This is a genomic window from Blautia ammoniilytica, assembly GCF_025566965.1.
Lineage (GTDB): Bacteria > Bacillota > Clostridia > Lachnospirales > Lachnospiraceae > Blautia_A > Blautia_A ammoniilytica.
In genome coordinates this window covers 1-17,198 of record NZ_JAOQJL010000030.1, presented here as the reverse complement: position 1 = coordinate 17,198, position 17,198 = coordinate 1, and the positions used below count along the sequence as shown (strand labels likewise).

Here is a 17,198-nt window from a genome sequence, read left to right as displayed (position 1 = left end):
ATGCGAATAGAATATCAGTGATACAAAAGAGATAGATTCATTGTACTAAATGGATTTGTCTCTTTTTTGTGTGTAATTATTGAAAACCGTGGTATACTAACGGAAACAACAGCTTTACTTTACGGAGGAAAAAGCATTGAAAATATTGGAAGGAAAATCTGTATTTCCAGGCATTGCCATTGGCAAGATTCAGGTATGGATGGAAGAATGGGATCAAGTGAAGCGTGTCCATGTCCCGGATCGAAATCAGGAGTTGCGTCGTTTGGATGAGGCTAAAGAGAAAGCCATTGTAGAATTAAAGGAATTGCATCAGAAAGCAGAAATAGAGGCAGGCAGCTCTGAGGCGGAGATTTTTGAAGTACACCAGATGATGCTGAACGAAGGAGAATATATAGAAGCGATAAGGAACAGGATCCGTACAGAGAGTGTGAATGCAGAATATGCTGCCACTGCTGCAGGTGAATATTTTGCAGATATGTTCCGCAAGATGGATAATGAATACATGAAAGAACGTGCGGCTGATATTCTGGATATTACCAAACGGCTGGTACGAGTTCTGTCAGGTGAGAAACAGAATAGAAATATTATACAGGAGCCTGTGATACTTGCAGCACAGAACCTGTCTCCAAGTGATACCATTTTGCTAGACAAAAGCATGATCTTGGCATTTGTGTTAAAGAAAGGGTCGGTCAATTCTCATACTGCTATTCTTGCAAGAGCAATGAATATTCCTGCATTGATCCAGGTGCCTTTCTCAGATGATGTGGAAGGCAGCATGGCCATTGTAGATGGAGATAAGGGAAAACTGTTCCTGAATCCTGATCAGGATTTTCTTGAGAAATATACAAAAGAACAGAATGCAGAGCAGGAAAAACAGAAGATTTTGAACCAGCTTAAGGGAAAAGAAACCGTTACAAAAGGCGGCAGAAGGATTGAATTGCTTGCCAATATAGGTAGTGGTGAGGACGTAGATGCAGTTCTGGAGAATGACGGAGAGGGAATAGGTCTTTTCAGAAGTGAATTTCTGTATCTTGGAAAAGAACAGCTTCCGTCAGAAGAAGAACAGTTTCAGATATACAAGGATGTTGCCAAGCGGATGGGTGACAAAAAGGTAATTATACGTACATTGGATCTTGGAGCAGACAAGCAGGCACCCTGCTTTCCAATGGAAAAGGAAGAGAATCCGGCTATGGGCTGCAGAGGAATCCGGCTGTGTCTGGAACATCCCAAGGCTTTCAAATCTCAGTTGAAGGCAATTTTACGTGCAGGAATGTACGGCAATCTGTCTATCATGTATCCCATGATCACTTCTATAGGAGAACTTGGGAAGATTGGGGAGATCCTGCAGATAGCGAAGCAGGAACTTCAGGAAGAGGGAAAGCAGTACAAAGATCTGGAGCAGGGGATTATGGTGGAAACACCTGCCGCCGCTATGATCAGTGATCTGCTTGCAAAGAAAGTGGATTTTTTCAGTATCGGAACAAATGACCTGACACAATATACGCTGGCAATGGACAGGCAGAATGAGAAGCTGGAAAGCTTTTATGAACCAGGGCATGAAGCGGTTCTGCGATTGATCCGTATGGTAATAGAGAACGCTCATAAAGCTGGTATCTGGGCCGGTATCTGCGGCGAACTTGGGGCAGACACAAGATTCACTGAAGAATTTGTGAAAATGGGGATAGATGAACTTTCTGTATCTCCATCCAGGATCCTGCCCCTTCGTCGTCTGATCCGTAGTATAGATGAAATCTGACAGAATTAAAAGCCCAGTTCCTCTCCACAGAGAACTACAGAAATACGTCCTGGCTTCCTGGAAAAACGAGTAACCAGGATCTGGCAGCAGATGCAATCTGGGCTTACACAGTCTGCACACATGCCGGTTTTGGCACAGGGAGTAGACGCATGTACACGTAATGCATTGGGCGGAGCTGCTAAAGTACGCACTCTGCGAATGGCATCCTCTACGTTATCACATAGCTTATTCATGCTGGCTAATACGATCACATGTTCCGGACCATGGGCGATACATGCTACACGGTTGCTTGCACCATCAATATTAACCAGTTCTCCGGCTTTGGTGAATGCGTTGGTGCTTGTGAGGAAATAATCTGCACATACGATCTTTCCGTACAGTGCACGAGCTTCCTCAGGAGTAGCGGCGTTTTTCCTGTCGATAAATTCATAGTTTCCGTCTTCAACAGCCTGACAGACGCCAGCTTCATTCATGGATTCAGTGCCGCCCCAGGTAACAGATGCACCTTCAGGAATCATGGACAGGATCTGCGACTTTGCCTCTTCGGCAGTTTCGCAGTAATATGCATCCATTCCACGTCTGGAAAAATTTTTCTTTAGTGTTTCTGCCACAAGTTTGTGGTGTTCGCTTACATAAGACATTGTCAGTCCTCCTGATTGTTAGATTTGTCCTGAAAAAATGAACAGAAGTAACTATTCAGCAGAAAGTATCCTGCCAGGTGTTTTTGTGGTGCTGAACAGTTACAAACAGATTATAACATGAACCGGTTTTAAGTAAAATACATGACAATAAAACAGTCCAAATAAAAAATTAAATAAATACTAAAATAAAAATCCAAACAAAAACTCAAAACAATAGAACAATAGAAAAATAATACAAGTGAAAATAAAACAATTGCCACAGGCAGGAATGCAGGGTATAATAAAGAGTAAAATGTAATTTAAGGTATTTTTCAATACCGATTATGAATTGAAACAATAAGATTTATTTTAGTAAGGAGAGGAATGTACAATGAGAAAATGGAAGATGGCACTTGCAGGTGTATTAAGTCTGTTTATGGTTGAGGCTCCAGCAGTTTGCAGTATGCCTGTTTATTCTGTTGCAGCGGCAGAGACCACAGTACAGGATACTGATGTTTTAAAAGGTCTTGTGAAAGAGAACGGCAAATATTACTATTATGTAGATGGAAAGATGCAGAAGGGCTGGCAGAATGTTACCACCACTAAGAGTAATGGTCAATCTGTAACATATCGATATTATTTCGGAGCCAATGGAGCTGCTTATGCTGCAACTCCTAAGCAGAAAACACTGGTTAAGAAGATTCGTGGAAAATACTATGGATTTAACAGCCTTGGAAGGGCAAGAACCAATACTTTCTGTAATGTAAAGCTGAAAAAAGGCAAAAAGACTTTTACATACCGTTATTATTTCGGAGCGAATGGTGCGGCTTATGCAGGCAAGAAGTCTTATGGCACTGCTGAAATCGCAGTTAAGAAGATCAAAGGCAAATACTATGGATTTTATTTAAATGGCAATATGGTAAAAGGTACATGGGTAAAAGGCGGCAAATTCTATGTCTTTGGTAAAAATGGCGTTTATAATGCAAGTCTTTCCAAAAAGCTTCGGGCAGCGGCTGGATATGAAAAGGAAGCATCCACATTGCTTTCGCTGATCGGCAATCCGAAGAAGGTCCAGGTACTGGAAAATACCTGTTATGGAGATGGTACAGAGATGTATTATTATTATGATAATTATTTTGCAGATATTTTTAAATTCAGCGGCACAGGAAAAACCATTGTACTTGGTGTGTCTGCAAAGTAATTTTGTTGATGAACGATAGAGGAGTAAGATGAGCATGAAGAAAAAGAATTTTGCAAAAGGCCTGATTCTGGCATTCTGTCTGTTTTTCGGCATTATTCTTGCTGGTACCCAGACTGCACAGCCGGTTAAAGCTGCTGTAAAGAAAACTACTACAGTTACCAAAGCAAAGAAGCCGGTAAATGGCTGGTATACATTTCCAAGTGGCAGAAAAAGATACTATAAAAATGGGAAATACCTTACCGGATTGAAAAAGGTTCGCAACAAAACCTATCTTTTTAGTAAACGGGGAGTTATGCTGACAGGTACTCAGAAGATCAAGAATAAGGTGTATTATCTGAATGACAAAGGGGTTCTGCAGGTTAAGAAACTGGGAAACAGGTATTTTTATGCCAATGGAAAGAAGATGTCAGATGTAGATGCACAGGATTTTGCCGCTCTTCAGACTGCGAAGGAGATCGTCGCACAGATAACGAATTCATCTATGACGTCTGCACAGAAGCTGAAGGTGTGCTTTGACTGGGTGATCAAGAAGCCATACTGGACCTGGCGTACATTCAGCAATTTCAGTGGATGGCCGGCAGTTTATGCTATGGATCATTTCCAGAGAGGTCGTGGCAATTGTATGTCAGATGCAGCAGCTTTTGCATATCTGGCAAAAGCCGTTGGATATAAGCAGGTTTACGTATGCGTAGATAGTACAGGAAGAAACGGAAGCGGACATGCATGGACAGAGATCGGAGGTCTTGCATATGATCCTTTGTTCGCTGAAGCAAAAAGTTACAGTGCTAATTATGGTGTGCCTTATGGCGTATACAAGCTTTCACCGATTCTTCATATAGCGTTATAAGGAGTTAGAAAATGAAAAAAATTATGGAATTAATGGCGGAAGAGCTTTCCGCAGCATTTGAAAAAGCAGGCTATGATCCGGCATATGGAAGGGTAACAGTATCCAGTCGTCCGGATCTGTGCGAATATCAGTGTAACGGTGCAATGGCTGGCGCGAAGGCATACAAAAAAGCACCATTTATCATTGCTGACCAGGTAGCTGACCAGTTGAAAGACAGCAGGATCTTTTCCATGGTGGAAGTAGTAAAGCCGGGATTTATTAACCTGAAGCTTGATGAAAGTTATTTAGCTTCCTGGCTGAATGAAATGGCTACCCATGAAAAGCTTTCTGTAAATACTGCTGAGCAGCCAAAGACCATCATTATTGATTATGGCGGACCAAATGTGGCAAAGCCTCTTCATGTAGGTCATCTTCGCTCTGCTATTATCGGTGAGAGTATTAAGAGGATCGGCCGTTTTGTTGGACATAAGATGATCGGAGATGTGCATTTGGGAGACTGGGGACTTCAGATGGGATTGATCATCACTGAATTGAAGCACAGACAGCCGGAGCTTGTTTATTTTGATGAGACTTATACAGGAGAATATCCATCTGAGGCACCATTTACCATAGGCGAACTGGAGGAGATCTATCCTTGTGCCAGTGCCAAATCAAAAGAAGATGAAGAGTATCGCAAGGAGGCTCTGGAAGCTACCCATCTTCTTCAGCAGGGCAATCCGGGGTATACTGCATTATGGAATCATATCCTGAACGTTTCTGTAACAGACCTGAAGAGAAATTACGCAAATCTGGATGTTTCTTTTGACCTGTGGAAAAAAGAATCAGATGCACAGCCTTACATTCCTGAGATGGTTCAGCATATGAAGGATGAAGGATATGCTTATGAGGACCAGGGTGCTCTTGTTGTGGATGTAAAAGAAGAATCCGATACTAAAGAGATTCCGCCATGTATTCTTTTGAAGTCAGACGGCGCTTCCCTTTATACAACTACAGATCTGGCAACGATTGTAGAGCGTATGAAGCTGTTTAACCCGGATGAGATCCTTTATGTAGTTGACAAGCGTCAGGAGCTTCATTTTATACAGGTATTCCGGTGTGCCAGAAAGACTGGGCTGGTAAAGGAAGATACAAAGCTTTCCTTCCTTGGATTTGGTACTATGAACGGCAAAGATGGCAAGCCTTTTAAGACAAGAGAAGGCGGGGTTATGCGACTGGAGAATCTGATCTCTGAGATTGATGAAGAGATGTTCCACAAGATCGTAGAGAATCGCAGTGTAAAGGATAAGGATGCTCAGGAAACTGCCAAGATTGTTGGACTTTCTGCTATCAAATATGGAGATTTGTCCAACCAGGCTACCAAAGATTATATTTTTGATATTGACCGGTTTACTTCTTTTGAGGGAAATACAGGCCCATATATTTTGTATACGATTGTACGTATCAAATCCATTCTCAGCCGTTTTAAAGAAAACGGAGGAGATCTTGAGGCAGGTACATTGCTTCCGGCAGTGGGAATCAGTGAGAAGAATTTGATGCTTCAGCTTGCTGGATTTGGGGCTACTATTGAAAATGCTTTTGAAGAGAAGGCACCTCATAAGATCTGTGCTTATATTTATGAGGTATCCAATGCATTTAACAGCTTTTACCATGAGACAAAGATCTTAAGCGAAGAAGATCCGATGCGGAAGCAGTCATATATCCGTTTAATCACACTGGCCAAAAGAGTTCTGGAGACTAGCATTGACCTTCTTGGATTTACAGCACCGGATAAGATGTAAAATCGTATTGGTCTTATGTCTGGAATCTGGAGCTTTAAAACTCCGTAAAGACATCTAAAGTACAGTAAAGACATCTGAAATACAGTAAAAATATCTTGCATGGTAATTTTATTCCTGCATGCGAAGGATATTTTTACTGTATTTTTTTCTATTTTTATTAGGATTTTTATACTTCTGTATTTTTCTTAAATATCTGTAAAGCTGCTTTTTCGGGCAGCAGATTTATGCTATATTTATTTCAGGCGAGAAAACTCCCACTTCTATATATTATATCAGCTGGGAGTCAATCCCCCAGCTGATATAGCTTTCGGCAGGATTGCAGAGGTGCGCGTCATGCAATTGCATGACGCGCACCTCGCAGCAAGAATGCCGAGGCATTCTTGAACTGACAAGCTAGTCCAGTGAAAATTAAGGCAAGTCAATATGGCGGTTACTTAATATTCACTGTGCTAGTAATCATCGTATACGGTATTTCACCGTAATTTCCTTATGGGATGCTACATGCTGAATAGTTTCTTTTTATCATTGTGAAGGAAGTGACTGACATAAGACTTACAGGACTTATTTTGAAGGGAAGATATTGTATTCTTGAGCAGATACGTGCCGGAGGGGAAGGAACTCTCTATCTGGCGCGGGATCTGGAACTTGGCTGCTTGTGGGCAGTTAAGGAAATACCTGTTTCACATAAGAAAGAAGCAAAGCTTTTGCGACTGTTGGAGCATCCATATATGCCAAGGATGATCGATTATATTGAAAAAGAAGACTATTGCTATCTTGTGATGGAATTTATACAGGGAAAATCGTTGGAAGAATGGATAAAAGAAGGACGTCATTTTTCAGAGGAAGAGCTTTTGTCTTTTGGCATAATGATCGCACAGGTGTTGGGATATCTGCATAGTCGGAAGCCACCTGTATATTACGGGGATCTGAAGCCTGGGAACCTGATGCTGACAGAGAACGGGAAGCTGTATCTGGTGGATTTTGGAAGTGCTGTCCAGAGTTATAGCAGGCAGCAAAAAGAGTGCTGGGGAACCATGGGGTATGCTTCGCCAGAGCAGATGAAGGGACAGATCTGTGAAAAAAGCGATATTTTTACCATGGGGAAAACATTACAGGCATTGCTTACTGCGAATCTGGCGAAATATATCATGTATGATCCGTTGTTTCTATGGTTCCTTTTTCGCTGTTGCAGAAAAAAAGAAATCTACAGATATAAAAATATGCAGGAAGTGGAAAAAGTATTGAAGAGAATCCAAAAGAAAAAAGGAAAAGGCAGATATGCCATGGCAGTAGCCGGTATTACAGTCCTTGGACTTGTTGCTTTTGGAATTTTGCTGACTGGGGAATCGAAAATTCCAGAGTTCAGGGAGCGATTAACACAGGTAACAGATGTATATTATCAGATAGAATTTCAAAATGAAACCAGGAACAAAAGGACAGAAGCAGTGAAGAAAGTCAGAGATCAGCTGCAGGAAATGCTTACATTATATACAAAAAAAGACGAGCAGGAGCATGTGTTGCAAATGCTCCGGGCAAATGAGGAATTGTTTGAACTTTTGGAATCAGAAAAGGGACAGGAAGGTGGAGGTAAATGAAAAGCTACAGGATATGGTTAAGCATAGCTGCAATATTGTTTATAGGAAAAATATTTGGTACAGTCTGGACACAGGCAGAAGATTTAGGGGGGTTTGATGTAAGTGTTTCAGAAGGGGAAAACTGGTCGTTACCGGACAATTGGCAGGAAAATACTTCTGGATGGGAAGAAGAGGCAGATACCCAAAGCACTGCAGAATCGGAAAACGAATCATTTGCCCAGGGCAATAAGGTAGAAAATTCTGTTGGAGAAAGTGAGGATATATTTTCATCTACAGCAGAAAGTATACAGCAAAATAATCAGCAGCAAAATAATCAGCAGCAAAACAATCTGCAGAATAGCAACGATCAGGACATTAATGATCGGGGCAATAACAATCAGGACATTAATGATCGGGGCAATAACAATCAGGAAAGTAATGATCAGGAAAGTAACTATCAGAACAGTAACAATCAGGAAAATAACAATCGAAGCAGTAACAATCAGAATAATAAGATGAATAATAATAATCAGAATAATAACCAGAACAGTACTAAGCAGAGAAGCAATCGTCAGGAGAATGATGGACAGGACAGTGTGCAGCCAGCTCACAAGCAGCAATCACTGATACAAAGACTATCAGGACTATCAGAAGAAAAATCAGGAGAACCCAAAATACCAGAATCAAAAGAAACTGGAAAAATCGTTGAAGGGGAATTAGAACCAAAAGTTTATGTCAGTCAAGAAGAAAGACAAAAAGCAAAAGAGCAGGATCGGGCTGTGAATTTCCGAAGAACAAAAGATATGACATTTTTTCATAAGAAACAGGCAGGCAAAAAGGACATTCTATATCTCACTGTAACCAGGCTGAACATCCATCAGATCCTGTCTGTACGGCTAAACGGAAAGGAGTGCAGATGGAACAGGGAAGGGAGCCGTATAGTGCTGGAAGACAGACCGGAACAGGGGAAAAACAAAGTAGAAGTGCGATTCTTTCTGGAAGATGGACAGGTCAGAGGCATGGCGCCCTGGATTTTTACATGTGACTAGAGAAGTCAAGCGGATATTCGCAATCCGCTTCGCTACTTGCTCATAACCGAATAACTGCTCCGCAGTTTATCAGAAGGAGCTTGCACTCCTCCTGATACAAGCAAGTCCCCACCCACTGCTTATTGCTTTTCGCAATTGAAGCAGGGGACTTACTTGATTCGGTTAAATATCCGGGGAACATGTTTAAGCAGCTTATCTGTATCAGCTGCATTAACTTATCTGTTGGAAATGTAGAGAAAGAATGGTATAATCATGTCTGTTAATAAATGTATGAAATACTAACGGAGGAACATATGTACAAAGCCATTTTATTTGATCTGGATGGAACATTAACAGATTCTGGGGAAGGGATCATGAAAAGTGTGCAGTATGCACTGGAAAAGCTGGGAAAGCCGGAAGATGATCTGGAAAAATTACGGGTGTTTGTAGGCCCTCCACTGATGGAAGAATTTATGGAATATGCAGGCGTTGATGAAGAAGCTGCACGGCAGGGAGTGACCTATTACAGAGAAAGATATGCACCAATAGGTGTTTTTGAGAATAAAGTATATCCGGGGATCAAGGATATGCTGGTGCAGCTGAAAAAGAAAGGATATCTTCTGGGAGTTGCCTCTTCTAAGCCTGAATATTTCGTGAAGCAGGTACTGGAGCATTTTGAACTGGATGTATATTTTGATCAGATGGTGGGCAGTGAACTGAATGGTGGAAGATCCAAAAAATCGCAGGTTGTGGAAGAAGTGTTGCGGCGCTTCCATCTGGAGAATCACAGAGATCAGGTGATCCTTGTTGGAGACAGGGAATACGATGTGTTAGGAGCAAGAGAGGCAGGGCTTGACTGCCTTGCAGTATCTTATGGCTATGGTTCCGTGGAAGAACTGACAAAAGCAGAACCTTTGAAAATTGCAGGCTCTGCAGAAGAGGTGCTGGATTTTTTCGAATAAGCCCCCGCAGGAAACTAAAAATGCCGATGCAGATCTGGAGAGCAATTTATCCCATGGGGATTCATTTTGGAATATCACAGATCGTGGCTTATGCAGGCTTGTATTTCCTTGTATTACGAAACGGGGGAAATAAAGATGCTTATTATGGACAGGTAATGATGCTTACCGGCCTTACCGGTCTTCTGGCTTTGATTCCTACTTTGTTTTTTTATAAAAAAGACCTGGCAGCGAGAAAGTATGGAGGAATCCTTAAGGAAAAAAGAACAAGAAAGCTTGGATTTTGGGAAGGCATTTTATTGTTCTTCATGGGAGGTGCCCTTGCTCAATACATTAACATGATTGTAAATATTCTCCTTATGGGGTCTGATGCCAGTATGAAATATCAGAATACAGTGGAAAGGATGACAGGTGGAAAGACTTTACTTTCAATGATCCTGTGGATTGGTATTGTGGCTCCTTTGGCAGAGGAGGCTATTTTCCGATGGCTGGTATTCTTAAGATTTCGTGATAATCTACGGTTGATCACAGCTGCTATATTATCAGGTGTTATGTTTGGAATTTATCATGGCAATCTGGTACAGGGGATTTATGCCAGCATTCTTGGTACTGTGTTTGCACTTCTACTGGAGTGGAGCGGCAGCTTATGGGGAAGTGTACTCCTTCATATGGGAGCCAATATCTGGAGTCTTATAAGTGGAACTGCAGCAGCCTATATTATGGAAAATGAGGAAAGAATCATGGCATGGGGCATGCTGGCTTTAGGATTGTTGATTCTGACTGTTTTTGGAATGCGATATTTTTATAAGAAGTATACAGGACGAAATAGGATAAGAGAGATATAGGGAATATCCGAAAGCTGAAGGAATGTGAAAAGGAAAGCGAAATTGACTTGCAAAAGAGAAGGAGATTTCCAGATTGACAGGTAATAGAACTGCTGTCAGGTATGTTTTAGAGTACATATCTGGCAGCAGTTTTTCTCTGGAGATCTTTTTGCAGAAAGAACCTGATGATAGAGGTGTTCCTTCTGGAAACGTTTTTTTAGATTTTTTTTATAAAATTTTAATAAGGCGAAGCCTTGTGTTAGGAATGGCAGAATGGTATCATAAGTGTATTAAGACGATTAACACACTAGCAATAGAATCAATATCAGTGATGGGAGTTAATTTGTAGTAGAAAGGAGTTGCCTATGATCGTACTTGATTATCATGACCGGCGGCCAATCTATGAACAGGTCACAGAAAGATTCAGACAGCTCATTTTAAGTGGGGCGCTGACAGCAGGAAGCCGTCTTCCATCCGTGCGGCAGCTTGCTATGGAATTGTCCATTAATCCTAATACGATCCAGAGGGCTTACATGCAGCTGGAGCAGGAAGGGCTGGTCTATCCAGTAAAAGGAAAGGGGAACTTTATTGCAGACAGTACCAGTATCAAGCGGATCAGCAAGAAGGCTTACACCCAGGAGATGCGTGAACTGATCTATAAAGGACAGACGCTGGGCTATGACGAAGAAGAATTGACAGAATTAGTTCGGGTCTGTTACAAGGAGGGAATAAAATGATAGAAGTGAATCAATGCAGCAAGAAATTTGGCATGCTTCAGGCTGTCAATAAGGTATCCCTTCAGATCGGAAACAGAGAGGTCTTTGGTCTGGTGGGAAGCAATGGAGCCGGGAAAAGTACCTTGCTGCGTATGATGGCAGGGATCATACGTGGGGATGAAGGGAACATTCTGGTAGATGGTACAGATGTTTACGAAAATGAGAAAGCCAAAAGCAGCATTTTTTATATTGCAGATGACAGTTATTTTCCTGCTAATTTTACACCAAGGGAGATGGCTGTTTATTATAAAAATGTCTATCCTTCATTCCGGATGCAGAAGTATGAGAAGCTGATGAAGCAGTTTCATCTGGATGAAAGAGGAAAGATCAACAGGTTTTCAAAAGGAATGAAGAAACAATTGCTTGTGATCCTGGGGATTGCTGCAGGCACTAAGTACATGTTGTGTGATGAGACCTTCGATGGACTGGATCCGGTGATGCGGCAGGCGGTCAAAAGCCTATTTGCAGCAGAAATCATGAACCGGGATTTTTCACCGGTGATCGCTTCCCATAATTTACGGGAATTAGAAGATATCTGTGATCATGTAGGGCTTCTGCATCAGGGAGGGATTCTTTTGTCACAGGATCTTGAAGAACTGAAATTCCATATACATAAAGTTCAATGTGTCCTTTCCGATTCGCAGAAAGAAAAAGAACTGGCGAAAGAACTGGACGTATTGAGTATCCAGCATCAGGGATCGCTTCTTCTGATCACAGCAAGGGGAACACGCACAGAAATTATGGAAAGGATCCAGGCAAAAAAACCGCTTTTCTGTGAGATTTTGCCTTTAACTCTGGAAGAGATTTTTATCAGTGAAACGGAGGTTGCAGGCTATGAAATTAAAAATATATTCTGGTAAACAGATTAAAATGAATATAAAAGAGCAAGTATGGATCCCAGTGATCCTGCTGATCGGTTTTTTTCTGGCTTTTCCTGTAGCCGAACTTCTGATGATGGGTAATTGGTTTGGTATGAATTACACCTACGATCAGATCCAGATCCTTTATGAAAACCTGTGGAAAGACGGGTTCCTCAGGACAGGCGTTGCAATTACGGTGATTGCTGCATTGCTGAACAGCGTTAGTGAATTCTGGTATCTTTATTCATCAAAGAAAGTGGATTTTTACCATTCCATTCCTGTGAAAAGATTCAGGATGTTCTTTTCTAGAATGTTTACAGGGATCATATTCTTTGCAGGACCATATTTGCTGATGGAATTTCTTACAGTATGTATTGGCGCAATGCGAGGGTGTTTCAGCTTGCATTTAATGAAGCTTGCATTTTATATGTTTCTGATTCATTTGATCTGTTATCTGCTGGTATATTTTGCTATTGTACTGGTGATCTGTATTACTGGTAATTTTCTTATGGGCGGACTTTGCTTTGTTGGAGTTTTTCTGTATGGACCTGTACTTTCAAGTCTGATCACAGGATATGAAGAAACTTATTTCAGAACCTATGCCCGAATGCTATACGGAGTGTGTAAAGTTTTAAAAAGAGATGTATCTCCACTTTTTCTGGGAAATGAACTGGTAGATAAATACAGCCAGGGTGAACTGAAAGGATTTCTGTTTCCTGTTTTGTGCGTGGTATTGGTTTTGACAGCTGCGTCCTTTTTTGCTTACATAAAAAGACCGTCTGAACGTACTGGTGGAGCTTTGATCTATCCTTTTACACAGGTGGTGATCCGTATTCTGGTGGTGATCCCCACTGGTCTTGGCACCGGACTGTTCTTTTCCCTGTTTCCGGAAAACACTTCATCCAGGGATGCCTGGGAGATTTTTGGATTGCTGGTAGGAGTCATATTGTCCTACAGTCTTCTTGAAATCGTTTATCAGATGGATTTTCGGAAAATATATGTCCATTGGGTACAATTGATCCTGTGTGGGGTTTTGGCGATTCTGATGGCAGCAGGATTTAAAACAGATGTAATCAGGTATGACAGGTATTTTCCGAAAAGCGGACAGGTAGAAATGATCAGCTGGAATGGTGTTAATATGGAGTCCAGCGATTATGCGGAAGAAAAAGCAGATGGTCGTTATGTGATTGGTACTAATAACGTGGAGGCCATGATTGATCTGGGGAATTCTGAGGATCTGCTGCAGGCAGTGAAAAAAGCAGCAGATCGTACTTATAAAAATATAAAGAATAATGTTGGTAAAGAAGACCTGGAAGAGTCAGGAAGAATGGTAACTTTCGGGTTTACCATGAATTCCGGTACAACCATTTACCGGAATTATATTGTAGACAGTCAGATCCTTAAGGATATTTTACAGGCAGCATACAGGGAAGGCGATTATAAAAAAGACAGGTATTCCATTTTGAACATTGAATCTAAGTATCTGTTCAGTATTACCGGTATATTCGGAGATGGTGTTTATACTACACTATGGGAAAGGGACAAAGAAAAAAGGACAGAGTTTCTGGAGGCATTGCGGCAGGACATACTGGAAGCTGATGCAGAAGTTCTGACAGGACAGCCTTGTGGCAAACTTTATCTGAGCTTTGGACAGATTCCCCAGGAGAGAACCCCTGATAATATGGTGCCGGACGGAAGAGAATTTTTAAGCGGTGCAGGAGGCATGGTCTATATGTTCCCCCAGTTCAGCCGTAGTCTTTCGCTTCTTGAAGAAGAGGAGGATCTTTCCATATCCCTTCAGGATGTTGATGTTGAAAGTGCCGATGTGGTATTTGACCTTTCAGAAGATGCCACCGTTTTATCTGATCCGGTACAGTATACAGGAAAAGAAGAATTGACAGAATTAAAGAATATACTGATTCCACCGGAACTGGTTCCGGAATGGGAAACCTTTAATTCTCCATGGGCAGACCTTACACTAAACATTCGCGGTAAAGAGGCTGTAGAGGGATGGGCTATCCGTCCAGGAGAGAAGACTCCGGAATTTATCTTATTAGATCAGGAGCGTGCCCAGGAGGGTATCCTGGGGGAGAATGAAAGCGAGGACAGTACTGATCTGACAACGAATCTGGAAGATACAACAGATACTGAGGTGATGGATATTTATGAGTAAAAGTAAAAAGTCTGAAAAAACGCAAGTACGTTTGGATCGTTTCCTTGCAGATGCAGGGGCAGGAACCCGCAGTGAAGTCAAAAAAATGATACAAAAAGGCAGGGTGCTGGTGAATGATCAGCCAGCATCCGGTCCGGAACAGAAGATCAGCCCGGATCTGGACAGAGTTTTGCTGGATGGAAAGGAGCAGACGGAAGCACCGGATTTCTTATATTACATTCTGAATAAACCGGCTGGTTATATCAGCGCAACAGAAGATTCAAAAGATAAAACCGTTATGGATCTGCTTCCGAAGATCGCAAGGAGAAATCTTTTTCCGGTAGGACGACTGGACAAGGATACAGAAGGCCTGCTTCTGATCACAGATGACGGAGCGCTGGCACATGAGTTGCTTTCTCCGGCAAAACACGTGGATAAAACCTATTATGCAAAAGTGAAAGGAGTGGTCACAAAAGAGGATCAGGAGGCTGTAAAAAATGGTGTGGATATTGGGGAAGCAAAGCTTACCATGCCGGCAAAACTGGAAATCCTGAATACAGACGGGGAATACTCAGAGATTCTTCTGACTATCCGTGAAGGGAAGTTTCATCAGGTAAAGCGGATGATGGAAGCAGTAGGCAAAACAGTGGTATACCTGAAACGTCTTTCCATGGGTGGGTTGGTTCTTCCAGAAGATCTTCCCATCGGCCAGTGGCGTATGCTTACTACAGAAGAACGCAAAATTATCAAAAGACTGTAAAAACAGCATAAAATTTTGAAAAATTCTCTTTACACCAGCGTTTTTCTTATGCTATAATACAACGGTTGTTAAAATTAAACACGCACGGTGATTCTCATGGATGGTGCCCTACGGTGTGTGGTTGGGTCCGGACGGAAGGCGACCTGTGCGGAAGAAAAAACCAAAAAAGGAGATTACAACAATGAGCGTTATTTCAATGAAACAGCTTTTGGAAGCAGGTGTTCATTTCGGACATCAGACAAGAAGATGGAACCCTAAAATGGCTCCGTACATCTACACAGAGAGAAACGGTATCTATATCATTGACTTACAGCAGTCTGTAGGCATGGTTGATGATGCATACAATGCAGTTGCTGATATCGTAGCTAATGGCGGAAACATTCTGTTCGTTGGTACAAAGAAACAGGCTCAGGATGCGATCAAGACTGAGGCTGAGCGTTGCGGACAGTTCTATGTAAACGAGAGATGGTTAGGTGGTATGCTTACCAACTTCAAGACTATCCAGAGCCGTATTGCAAGACTGAAAGAGATCGAGACAATGGAGTCTGACGGAACATTTGATGTTCTTCCAAAGAAAGAAGTTATCGCTTTAAGAAAAGAACTTGATAAATTACAGAAGAACCTTGGCGGTATCAAAGAGATGAAGAGAATCCCGGATGCAATCTTCGTAGTTGACCCGAAGAAAGAAAGAATCTGCATTCAGGAAGCACATACATTAGGAATCCCGCTGATCGGTATCTGCGATACAAACTGTGATCCGGAAGAACTTGACTATGTAATTCCAGGTAATGATGATGCTATCCGTGCTGTCAAATTAATCGTTTCCAAGATGGCAGACGCTGTTATCGAGGCTAATCAGGGACAGGCAGATGTTGATGGAGAGATCCAGGCAGAGTCTGAGGAGTTTGCAGCTGAGGAAGCAGCAACAGAGGAATAATTGTCAGGCCGGGGAACGGCAGAGACAGATGATCGAATAACAGGAGGAAAATACAATGGCTATTACAGCAGCACAGGTAAAAGAGTTAAGAGAAATGACCGGCGCCGGCATGATGGATTGTAAGAAAGCTCTTACAGCTACAGAGGGCGATATGGATAAAGCAGTAGAGTTCCTTCGTGAGAAAGGTCTTGCTACCGCTCAGAAAAAGGCAAGCCGTGTTGCAGCAGAGGGTCTTTGCAAGGCTCTTGTTGCAGAGGATGGCAAGAAAGCAGTTGTTGTTGAGGTTAATGCTGAGACAGACTTTGTTGCAAAGAATGAGAAATTCCAGGGCTACGTTGCTGATGTTGCAGCACAGGCACTGAATACAGAAGCTGCTGATATCGATGCTTTCCTGGCAGAGCCATGGGCACTTGATACCACAAAATCTGTAAAAGAAGCTCTTGCAGCTCAGATCGCTGTTATCGGTGAGAACATGAACATCCGTAGATTCGCTCAGGTAAAAGAGGACAATGGTTTCGTTGCTTCCTACATTCACATGGGTGGTAAGATCGGTGTTCTTGTTGATGTTGAGACAGATGTTGTTAACGATGCCATCAAAGAAATGGCTAAGAATGTTGCAATGCAGGTTGCAGCTCTTAAGCCGCTTTACACAAGCGACAGCGAAGTAAGCGCTGACTATATCGAGCATGAAAAAGAGATTCTTCTGGCTCAGATCCAGAACGACCCGAAGGAATCCCAGAAGCCTGAGAAGGTTATCCAGGGTATGATCCAGGGACGTATCAAGAAAGAGCTGAAAGAGATCTGCCTTCTTGACCAGGTATACGTAAAAGCAGAGGATGGAAAGCAGACCGTTGGCAATTATGTAGCACAGGTTGCTAAAGAGAACGGCGCTAAGATCACAATCAAGAGCTTTGTTCGTTACGAGACCGGTGAAGGTATCGAGAAGAAAGAAGAGAACTTTGCAGAGGAAGTTGCAAAACAGATGGGAAAATAATCTGATATTTGCAGATCTTTAATAAGACCCATAAAACCCTTGAAAATCAAGGGCACTGAAAAAGTCTGATTCTAAAAAAGAATTGGGCTTTTTTTCGTATTTCCATTATAATAGAAATATAAGGAGGGAGCG

16 protein-coding genes are annotated in these 17,198 nt (G+C 42.0%); 15 read left to right on the top strand and 1 reads right to left on the bottom strand.

Annotated features, from left to right (window positions below; genetic code table 11):
* Positions 1–136 precede the first annotated feature (136 nt).
* A complete protein-coding gene (gene ptsP / locus OCV61_RS13530) occupies positions 137–1,756 on the top strand; it encodes a phosphoenolpyruvate--protein phosphotransferase (protein WP_158422244.1) in 1,620 nt (539 codons plus the stop codon).
* A gap of 5 nt (positions 1,757–1,761) precedes the next feature.
* Here ptsP and OCV61_RS13525 read toward each other — a convergent pair whose 3' ends face one another.
* Positions 1,762–2,397, bottom strand: coding sequence for a lactate utilization protein (locus OCV61_RS13525; protein WP_158422243.1), 636 nt, complete (start codon positions 2,395–2,397; stop codon positions 1,762–1,764).
* A gap of 370 nt (positions 2,398–2,767) precedes the next feature.
* Between OCV61_RS13525 and OCV61_RS13520 the strand changes: the two genes are divergently transcribed.
* From OCV61_RS13520 to tsf, 14 genes are all read left to right on the top strand, one after another.
* Positions 2,768–3,577 (top strand): hypothetical protein, encoded by an 810-nt coding sequence (locus OCV61_RS13520; protein WP_158422242.1) that lies wholly within the window; start codon positions 2,768–2,770, stop codon positions 3,575–3,577.
* Positions 3,578–3,611: 34 nt separating this feature from the next.
* A complete protein-coding gene (locus OCV61_RS13515; protein WP_262583014.1) occupies positions 3,612–4,424 on the top strand; it encodes a transglutaminase domain-containing protein in 813 nt (270 codons plus the stop codon).
* A gap of 11 nt (positions 4,425–4,435) precedes the next feature.
* On the top strand, positions 4,436–6,202 hold the full coding sequence (gene argS, locus OCV61_RS13510; RefSeq protein ID WP_158422240.1) for an arginine--tRNA ligase: 1,767 nt from the start codon (positions 4,436–4,438) through the stop codon (positions 6,200–6,202).
* 566 nt (positions 6,203–6,768) lie between these two features.
* A complete protein-coding gene (locus tag OCV61_RS13505) occupies positions 6,769–7,797 on the top strand; it encodes a serine/threonine protein kinase (RefSeq protein WP_262583012.1) in 1,029 nt (342 codons plus the stop codon).
* Positions 7,794–8,825 carry a hypothetical protein gene (locus OCV61_RS13500; RefSeq protein ID WP_158422238.1) on the top strand — a complete coding sequence of 344 codons (1,032 nt, stop codon included), beginning with the start codon at positions 7,794–7,796 and terminating at the stop codon, positions 8,823–8,825. Before OCV61_RS13505 ends, OCV61_RS13500 begins: the two co-directional genes overlap by 4 nt.
* Positions 8,826–9,118: 293 nt before the next feature.
* Complete coding sequence (locus tag OCV61_RS13495; RefSeq protein WP_158422237.1) at positions 9,119–9,766, top strand: HAD hydrolase-like protein; 648 nt, start codon at positions 9,119–9,121, stop codon at positions 9,764–9,766.
* A 20-nt stretch (positions 9,767–9,786) separates the two neighbouring features.
* Positions 9,787–10,608, top strand: a complete 822-nt coding sequence (locus OCV61_RS13490) for a CPBP family intramembrane glutamic endopeptidase (RefSeq protein ID WP_244093010.1) — start codon at positions 9,787–9,789, stop codon at positions 10,606–10,608.
* A gap of 73 nt (positions 10,609–10,681) precedes the next feature.
* Positions 10,682–10,936: a hypothetical protein gene (locus tag OCV61_RS13485; protein ID WP_158422236.1), complete on the top strand. Its 255-nt coding sequence runs from the start codon at positions 10,682–10,684 to the stop codon at positions 10,934–10,936.
* A 16-nt stretch (positions 10,937–10,952) separates the two neighbouring features.
* Positions 10,953–11,324 carry a GntR family transcriptional regulator gene (locus OCV61_RS13480; RefSeq protein ID WP_158422235.1) on the top strand — a complete coding sequence of 124 codons (372 nt, stop codon included), beginning with the start codon at positions 10,953–10,955 and terminating at the stop codon, positions 11,322–11,324.
* A complete protein-coding gene (locus tag OCV61_RS13475) occupies positions 11,321–12,223 on the top strand; it encodes an ABC transporter ATP-binding protein (RefSeq protein ID WP_158422234.1) in 903 nt (300 codons plus the stop codon). Before OCV61_RS13480 ends, OCV61_RS13475 begins: the two co-directional genes overlap by 4 nt.
* Complete coding sequence (locus OCV61_RS13470) at positions 12,198–14,396, top strand: DUF6449 domain-containing protein (protein WP_158422233.1); 2,199 nt, start codon at positions 12,198–12,200, stop codon at positions 14,394–14,396. Before OCV61_RS13475 ends, OCV61_RS13470 begins: the two co-directional genes overlap by 26 nt.
* The gene (locus tag OCV61_RS13465) at positions 14,389–15,135 is read left to right on the top strand and encodes a pseudouridine synthase (RefSeq protein ID WP_158422231.1); all 747 of its coding nucleotides are present in this window, start codon (positions 14,389–14,391) and stop codon (positions 15,133–15,135) included. The genes OCV61_RS13470 and OCV61_RS13465 overlap by 8 nt, the downstream gene beginning before the upstream one ends.
* 181 nt (positions 15,136–15,316) lie before the next feature.
* A complete protein-coding gene (gene rpsB, locus OCV61_RS13460; protein WP_158422230.1) occupies positions 15,317–16,072 on the top strand; it encodes a 30S ribosomal protein S2 in 756 nt (251 codons plus the stop codon).
* 55 nt (positions 16,073–16,127) lie between these two features.
* The gene (tsf, locus tag OCV61_RS13455; RefSeq protein WP_158422229.1) at positions 16,128–17,066 is read left to right on the top strand and encodes a translation elongation factor Ts; all 939 of its coding nucleotides are present in this window, start codon (positions 16,128–16,130) and stop codon (positions 17,064–17,066) included.
* The last annotated feature ends 132 nt before the right edge of the window (positions 17,067–17,198 follow it).